The organism is Dactylosporangium sp. NPDC050588 (assembly GCF_040654975.1).
Taxonomy (GTDB): domain Bacteria; phylum Actinomycetota; class Actinomycetes; order Mycobacteriales; family Micromonosporaceae; genus Dactylosporangium; species Dactylosporangium maewongense.
In genome coordinates this window covers 60,213-67,653 of sequence record NZ_JBFAJA010000074.1, presented here as the reverse complement: position 1 = coordinate 67,653, position 7,441 = coordinate 60,213, and the positions used below count along the sequence as shown (strand labels likewise).

Genomic DNA, 7,441 nt, shown 5'->3' with positions numbered 1-7,441 from the left:
CGGTCCTCACGGACCGCCCCCACTCCTTACGGTCAGCTCACACGTGCCGGCCGAACCATTCCAGGATCGCGTCGAAGCGCGCCACCCGGTGCGACGGCCGTCCGGACCGGGACAGCTCGTGCCCCTCCCCCGGGAAGAGCAGCAGCTCCACCGGCGTGCCGCGCCGCTTCAACGCCACGAACAGCCGCTGGGCCTGCTCGACGGGGCACCGCCAGTCCTGCTCCGAGTGGATGATCAGCACCGGGATCTCGATCTTTCCGGCGTACGTGAGCGGGCTCTGCTGCTCGAACGAGCCGCCGTTCGCGCCGTAGAGCGAGTCCGCGAACAGCCAGCCGATGTCGGAGCTGCCCTGGAAGCTGTCGATCGCGTTGACGGCTCGCTCGGAGACCGCGGCCTTGAACCGGTCGCCGTGCCGGGCCGCCAGCCAGGTGGTCATGAACCCGCCGTGCGACCCGCCGAGCACGCCGACCCGGTCGCCGTCGAGGTCGTCGGCCTCCAGTGCCGCGTCCAGCAGGGCGAGCAGGTCCCTGGCCGAGACCTCGCCGACGTTGCCGCGGACCGCCCGGCCGTGCGCCTCGCCGTAGCCGGACGAGCCGCGCGGGTTGCCGTAGACGACCGCGTAGCCCGCGCCCGCGTAGACCTGCGCCTCGTCGAAGAGGCGCCACCCGTACTGCGCGAACGGCCCGCCGTGGATCATCAGCAGCACAGGGTGAGGGCCGTCGCCGGCGGGCCTGACCACCCAGCCGTGGACCGGGTAGCCGTCCGGTGCGGTCGCGGTCAGCTCGACCTGCTCGAGCGCGGTGACGCCGGCGGAGAAGCCGGTGAGCCTGGTGTCGCCGGCGTAGACCTCGCCCCAGTCCGCCGGCCCCGCGATCGTCGTCACCAGCGTGCCGTCCGTGGCCTCGGAGAAGCCGGCCACCTGGCGGGGCCCGTCCACCACGATCTCCGGGGTCCCGCCGTCGTACGGGACGCGCAGCAGCTGCACGGCCCCGCGGTGCTCGTTGGTGAACAGCACCCCGCGCTCGGTGGCGGCGATGTCACCGCCGGGCGCGGCGAGGGTGTACGCCTCCGCGTCCAGCAGCTGCCGGGCCGGCCCGCCCTCGACGGGCACGGACCACAGCGACTCGTTGCGGATCACCGGGTCGACGCGGCCCTCGCCGGCCAGGTTCGCGGTGAAGACGACCGACCGCCCGTCCGGCGCCCACCGGCACAGCCCGGCGCTGTACGTGGTGTCCGTCAGCACCCGGATCTCGCCGCCGCCGGCGGGCATCACGCACACGTCGGACGCGAAGTCGTCGCCCCTCGTGTCGTGCCGCTCCGACACGAACGCCAGGGACCGCCCGTCGGGGCTCCAGTCCGGGTCGCCGTGGCCGAGCTCCCCGTCGGTCAGCTGCGTCACGGTGCCGTCGAGGTCGGCCACGTGCAGGTGGGCCGGCCGGTCCAGGAGGAAGCCGAGGCCGTCCACCCGGTAGAAGTAGCGGGTGATCCGCCGGGGTGGCTCGCCGTCCGCGCCGATCGTCTCGCCGTCGTCGGTCTTCCCCGTGCCGTAGCGGCCGTCCTGCGGTACACGGGCGGAGAACGCCAACCGGGTACTGTCCGGTGACCAGGCCGGCGTGCCGGCGCCCAGCGGCAGGTCCGTGAGGCGGCGCGGCTCGCCGCCGGCCAGGGGCATGACGCACAGCTGCGGCGCGCTGTCGTGCTCGGCCTTCGGGCCGCCCGCCCGGCTCCCCACCGCCTTCGTCGCCCGCAGGAACGCCAGCCACCGCCCGTCCGGCGAGATCCGCGGCGCGCTGTCGTGCCACCCGTGGGTGAGCTGGGTGGGTTCGGCGCCGCCGTCGGTCCGCACGAGCCAGAGCTGGGAGGTGTACGAGTCGGCGGCGAACTCCAGCCGGGACACCGGCACGACGGCGATCGTGCCGTCCGGGCTGACCGCGGGCGCGCCGGGGAGGCGCATTTGGGACAGATCGATTGGCTTCACGCCCCGCACAGTAGTCTGAGTCACACTTCTTACTCGCCAGTAACCTCCTACCTCTACCCTACGAATCCATGGAGTCCGTGGAGTTTCTTGATCGCGGCGCCGATCGCGTCGCGCTGCACGCGTATCCAGCGGACGACGCCCCCACCCTCGCGGTGCTGTGGCCCGCGATGGGCGTGCCGGCCCGCTACTACCGGCACTTCGCCGCCGCCCTGAACGCCGGCGGCGTCGAGGTCGTCGTCGCCGACCTGCGCGGCACCGGCGACAGCACCCCGCGCCCGTCCCGGTCCTCCCGCTACGGCCTCGCCGAGCTCACCACCGACGTCGAGGCCGTCCTGGACGTCCTGAAGCCCCGCCGCGCCGGCCGCCGGACGCTGCTCGTCGGCCACTCCCTCGGCGGCCAGGTCTGCGCCCTGCACCTCGCCGTCCGCCACGCCGCCGGCCTGGACCCCGGCGTCGACGGCCTCGCCCTGCTCGCGGTCGGCCTGCCCTACTGGCGCTGCTACCCGGGCTTCACGGGGCCCGGCACGCTCGCGTTCACGCAGGCGATCGCCGCCGCCTCGACGGTCCTCGGCGTGTGGCCGGGCTGGGGCTTCGGCGGCCGCCAGTCCCGCCCGGTCATCCAGGGCTGGGCACACACCGCCCGGACCGGCCGCTATCCCGCGCTGGACGGCGTCGACGTCGAGGCGTCATTGGCAGGTGTACGACTTCCGGTCCTGGCCGTCGACATGGAGGCCGACCGGTACACGCCCGCGCCCACCGTCGACCGGCTGACCGCCAAGCTGTCCGCGGCGGCGGTCGTCCGCGAGCACTACTCCGCCGCCGACGCCGGCTCCCCGATCGACCACTTCACCTGGGCCCGCCACGGCACTCCCCTGGCCGCCCGCGTCGCCGCCTGGGCCGCCACCCTGTAGCGCACCCACCGCCGGCCTTTACGCGGTGCGGCGTCGGCCTCTACCGCAGTACGGCGCCGGCCAGGTTGCTCACCGCGGTGCGGCGTCCGTCAGGAGCCTCGCCGCCTGGTCGGTGAGCGGGGCGCCGTGTCCGAAGCAGACCGTCGCCGGGCGCAGGGCGGCCTGCCGGCGGAACGACTCGGCGACCCGGCCGGGGTCCGCGTTGAACACACCCGGGATGACCGTGCCGTCGGGCGCCCTGGCGATCGTGTCGCCGGTGAACAGCACCCCCGGGCCGGGCAGGTGAAACGCGACGCTGCCCGGGGTGTGCCCCGGCACCTCGACGGCCGTGGCCGTCACCCCGCCGCCGAGGTCGACGACGTCGCCGTCGCGCAGTTCCCGGTCCACCCTGGCCGGCGGCGCCGGGGCGTCGGGCAGGGTGGCGTGGACCTGCTCGTACAGGTCGCGCTCCCAGCCGTCGAGCACGGGCGGCGGGACCGCGGCCCTGCCCCGGACGGCCTCGGCGTCGCCCGCGTGGGCGTGGACGGTGACGTCGCCCCAGGCGGCGATGTCCGCGGCGGCACCGGTGTGGTCGGGGTGGGCGTGGGTGAGCAGGAGGTTCCGCACGTCGCGCCGGTCGAGCCCGAGGGACTCGATGGCCGCCGCGATCAGGGGCGCCGATCCCGGCAGCCCGGTGTCGACGATGGTCAGCCCGTCGGGGCCGCGCCAGAGGTACGCGTGCCCGACGGGGAACGCGAACTGATAGAGACGCTCGGGCAGGAGCTCGACCAGGTCCATCCCCGGACCGTAGGCCCGACCGGGTGCCGGGGCCCAGAGCGGTCCGCCCACAGCGGATCCGCTACCGGCGAACTCCCGCGAGGTTCCCATTCGCGGTCCTGACATGACGAAACCCCCGGCTCCGGGAGGGAGCCGGGGGTTTCGCACGGGATCGGGGTCAGTGGCCGCTGGTGATTTCCTCGCGGTCACGGTCCTCGGCGACCTGGCGCGGCTTGGGGGCCGGGCCGGCCTTCTCGATCGGGTAGAAGAAGCCCTTCACCGTCGGGGCCAGGGCACCGAGGCGGTTCATCTTCTTCGGCACGACCCAGCCGGCGTAGTCGAGGCCGTGGGCCTCGCCGTGCGCCTCCTCGGCGGGGGCGTGGCCGTTGCCCGAGGGCAGCGGCTGGTGGATCTCGACGAACTTGCCGTCGGGGAGGCGGCGGATGATGCCGGTCTCCACGCCGTGGGCGAGGACCTCGCGGTCGTGCTGCTGCAGGCCGAGAGCCACCCGGTACGCCACGTAGTACGCCAGCGGCGGGAGCACCAGGATGCCGATGCGGCCGGCCCACGTCATCGCGTTGAGGCTGATGTGGAACTTGTCCGCGAGGACGTCGTTGCCACCGGAGATGAGCAGGACCACGTAGAACGCGATGGCCATGGCGCCCAGGGCGGTCCGCAGCGGGTTGTCGCGCGGGCGCTCCAGGAGGTTGTGGACCCGTTTGTCCTTGCTGAACCTGGCCTCGATGAACGGATAGAAGATCGGCAACATCGTCAGGATGCCGGGTAGCACCACCGTCGGCCAGAAGATCGGCGGGATGGTGTAACCGTCACCGTAGAAGAAGTCGAACCGGATCTCCCAGGCCGGGAAGAGACGGGTCGAGCCGTCGAGGAACATGACGTACCAGTCGGGCTGGCTCGCCGCCGAGACGACCGCCGCCTTGTACGGGCCGAACAGCCAGATCGGGTTGATCTGGAACAGGCCCGCGAGCGCCGCGGTCATGGCGAACACGATCATGAAGAAGCCGCCGGCCTTGGCCGCGAAGCCGGGGAACATGCGCACGCCGACCACGTTGTTGTTGGTGCGGCCGGGGCCGGGCCACTGGGTGTGCTTCTGCTTCACCAGCAGGCCCATGTGCACGCTGATCAGGCCGAGCAGCGCGCCCGGGACCAGCAGCACGTGCACGATGTAGAGGCGGTCGAGGATGACCTCACCCGGGAACTCACCACCGAACAGCGACGTGGTCACCCAGGTGCCGACGATCGGGATGGACAGCATGATCGCGCTGGCGATGCGCAGGCCGGTGCCGGACAGCGCGTCGTCAGGCAGCGAGTAGCCGCCGAAGCCCTCGAGGAAGCCCATCCAGAAGAGCAGGACGCCGACGATCCAGTTGGCCTCGCGGGGCTTGCGGAACGCGCCGGTGAAGAAGACCCGGAACATGTGCACCACGATCGCGGCCATGAACAGCAGCGCGGCCCAGTGGTGCATCTGGCGCATGAAGAGGCCGCCGCGCACGTCGAACGAGATGTGCAGCGCCGTGTTGTACGCCTGCGACATCTCCACGCCCTTCAGGGGCGCGTAGCTGCCGTCATACACGACCTCGCGCAGCGACGGGTCGAAGAACAGGGCGAGGAAGATGCCGCTGAGCAGCAGGACGATGAACGAGTAGAGCGCGATCTCACCCAGCAGGAAGGACCAGTGGTCGGGGAAGACCTTGTTCATCAGCCGCCGCAGCGGGGTGGCCGCCTGGAACCGCTCGTCGAGTGCCTTGGCGGAGTTGGCCGGGAGAGCCCGGACGTCGATCTTGCGCCGTTTCATGGCCGCTCCCAGAAGGCCGGTCCGACCGGAATCTTGTAGTCCTGCGTGGCGATGAAGTACCCCTCATCGTCCACCGTAATCGGCAGCTGGGGCAAGGCGCGGCTGGCCGGACCGAAGATGGGCCGCGCGTTGTCCGTGATCTGGAACTGCGACTGGTGGCACGGGCACAGCAGGCGGTTGGTCTGCTGCTCGTACAGGCTGGCGGGGCAGCCGGCGTGGGTGCAGATCTTCGAGTAGGCCACGAAGTTCTGCCACTGGGAGCCCTTGTTGATCTCTTTGACGTTCTTGAGCGTCGCCTCGGCGTCCGTCTCACGGAGGTGGATGAGCAGCGTCGGCGAGTCGGCCCACTTGTTGGTGGCGCCGTGCGGGATGCCCGGGAAGACGGTGATCTGGCCACCGACGCTGACGTCGGCGGGGCGGATCGGGGTGCCGTCCTCGTGGGTGAGGCGCACCGGCTTGCCGTCGTTGTGCTTCGGGTCCCAGCCGGTGTTGAAGAAGACGTTCTCGCCGTCCTGCGTCGGGGCCTTGATCAGCGAGCCGACGAGCAGCGCGCCCGCGACCGCGCCGAGCGGGGCGGCGCCGGCCAGGAACGCCATGCCGACGAAGCGGCGGCGCTTGAGGCCGAGCTCGTCGCCCATGTTCAGGATCGTCGCCGCGGTCAGGACCTGCTCGGTGCTGTCGGACGGGCCGTCGTGCCGCTCCTGGATCGAGACCTCCTCGGGCAGGAGCTTCTTGCTCCACACGACGATGCCGAGGCCCAGGGTGAGCAGGGCCAGGCCGAGCGTCGCGCCGAGGACCGGCGTGTAATACGGGTAGAGGTCGCGGTAGGTCGCGTCGCCCTCGCCGTACTTCCACGGCCAGGCGATGTAGGCGACCACGAACGCGGTCGACGCCAGGCCGGTGAGCAGGAACAGGAACGCCAGGACGCGCTCGATGCGGCGCTCCGCGCGGGTGCCCGGGACCGGGAACCGCGGCGCGTAGTGCACGATCTCGACACCGTCGCGGCGGGCGCCCTCCCTGACCAGGTCGAACCTGGTCAGGGACGCGTCACTCGCGTCGAACTCGTCGTCAGACGGGTGGTGGGTGGTCATGACTTCCCTGCAATCCACAGCGTGGCGAACACGAGCGCCGCGATACCGACGAGGAAGATGACGAGGCCCTCGGGCACTGGGCCGTACCGGCCGAGGTTCCAGCCGCCCGGGTCGCTCGCCTGGCTCTTGTTGAGGTTCTGGATGTAGGCGATGATCGCGGCCTTGTCGTCCGGGCTCAGCTGGTTGTTGCCGAACACGGGCATGTTCTGCGGGCCGGTCAGCATCGCCGCGTAGATGTCGCGGTTGGTCGAGTGCTCCAGCGACGGGGCGAACTTGCCGGACGACAGCGCGCCGCCGCCGGTGGAGAACGCGTGGCACGAGGAGCAGTTGACCCGGTACAGCTCGCCGCCGTGGGCGAGGATCTTGTCGTCGCCCCGGGCCTGCTTGATCTGCTCGTCGAGGCTCGCCGCGCTGGGCAGCTGCGGACCGCCGCCGAGCTCCTGGATGTAGGCGCCCAGCTGCGCGGCCTGCTCCTCGTTGAACTGCGGCTGCTTGCGCTCGGCCTGCGCCTCCTGGCGCGCGAGCGGCATGCGGCCGGTGTTGACCTGGAACTCCACCGCGGCGGAGCCGACGCCGACGAGGCTCGGTCCCCGGTCCTCGACGCCCTGGGCGTTGCGGCCGTGGCAGGTGATGCAGCTGACCTCGTAGATCGCCTTGCCCTCGGCCGCCGCGTCGGACAGCTTCACGGTGTCCTCGGCGCGGCCGACGCCGGGCGCGTATGACGTGTAGAGGCCGCCGACGATCGTGAGCGCCGCGACCAGGCGCACAGCCGCCGACAACCGCCGGCGCAGCTTGCCTCGCGCCGCGCGCGCGCCACCCGGCACCAGCCGGGCAAGCGGCCGCTTGCTCTGCTCAGAAGTCATGGCCTCACCTTTGTGATCATCACCTA

Annotated in this window: 6 protein-coding genes; 1 reads left to right on the top strand and 5 read right to left on the bottom strand. The window is 71.8% G+C overall.

Features of this window, described 5'->3' with window-relative positions:
- Window positions 1-37: 37 nt before the first annotated feature.
- Window positions 38-1,978: a S9 family peptidase gene (locus AB0I21_RS40995; RefSeq protein ID WP_360569070.1), complete on the bottom strand. Its 1,941-nt coding sequence runs from the start codon at window positions 1,976-1,978 to the stop codon at window positions 38-40.
- 68 nt (window positions 1,979-2,046) lie between these two features.
- Between AB0I21_RS40995 and AB0I21_RS40990 the strand changes: the two genes are divergently transcribed.
- Window positions 2,047-2,889, top strand: a complete 843-nt coding sequence (locus AB0I21_RS40990) for an alpha/beta fold hydrolase (protein ID WP_360569069.1) — start codon at window positions 2,047-2,049, stop codon at window positions 2,887-2,889.
- A gap of 69 nt (window positions 2,890-2,958) precedes the next feature.
- Here AB0I21_RS40990 and AB0I21_RS40985 read toward each other — a convergent pair whose 3' ends face one another.
- From AB0I21_RS40985 to AB0I21_RS40970, 4 genes are all read right to left on the bottom strand, one after another.
- Entirely contained in the window at window positions 2,959-3,666 is a 708-nt protein-coding gene (locus tag AB0I21_RS40985; protein WP_360569068.1) for an MBL fold metallo-hydrolase, read from the bottom strand.
- Window positions 3,667-3,823: 157 nt separating this feature from the next.
- Complete coding sequence (locus tag AB0I21_RS40980; RefSeq protein WP_360569067.1) at window positions 3,824-5,461, bottom strand: ubiquinol-cytochrome c reductase cytochrome b subunit; 1,638 nt, start codon at window positions 5,459-5,461, stop codon at window positions 3,824-3,826.
- The gene (locus AB0I21_RS40975) at window positions 5,458-6,552 is read right to left on the bottom strand and encodes a ubiquinol-cytochrome c reductase iron-sulfur subunit (RefSeq protein ID WP_360569066.1); all 1,095 of its coding nucleotides are present in this window, start codon (window positions 6,550-6,552) and stop codon (window positions 5,458-5,460) included. The genes AB0I21_RS40980 and AB0I21_RS40975 overlap by 4 nt, the downstream gene beginning before the upstream one ends.
- Window positions 6,549-7,415, bottom strand: a complete 867-nt coding sequence (locus AB0I21_RS40970; protein WP_360569065.1) for a cytochrome c — start codon at window positions 7,413-7,415, stop codon at window positions 6,549-6,551. Before AB0I21_RS40970 ends, AB0I21_RS40975 begins: the two co-directional genes overlap by 4 nt.
- Between the last annotated feature and the right edge of the window lie 26 nt (window positions 7,416-7,441).

Coding starts and splice junctions, on each gene's coding strand:
- AB0I21_RS40990 (WP_360569069.1), top strand. CDS start 2,047: ATGGAGTCCGTGGAGTTTCTTGATCGCGGCGCCGATCGCGTCGCGCTG.
- AB0I21_RS40985 (WP_360569068.1), bottom strand. CDS start 3,666: ATGGACCTGGTCGAGCTCCTGCCCGAGCGTCTCTATCAGTTCGCGTTC.
- AB0I21_RS40980 (WP_360569067.1), bottom strand. CDS start 5,461: ATGAAACGGCGCAAGATCGACGTCCGGGCTCTCCCGGCCAACTCCGCC.
- AB0I21_RS40975 (WP_360569066.1), bottom strand. CDS start 6,552: ATGACCACCCACCACCCGTCTGACGACGAGTTCGACGCGAGTGACGCG.
- AB0I21_RS40970 (WP_360569065.1), bottom strand. CDS start 7,415: ATGACTTCTGAGCAGAGCAAGCGGCCGCTTGCCCGGCTGGTGCCGGGT.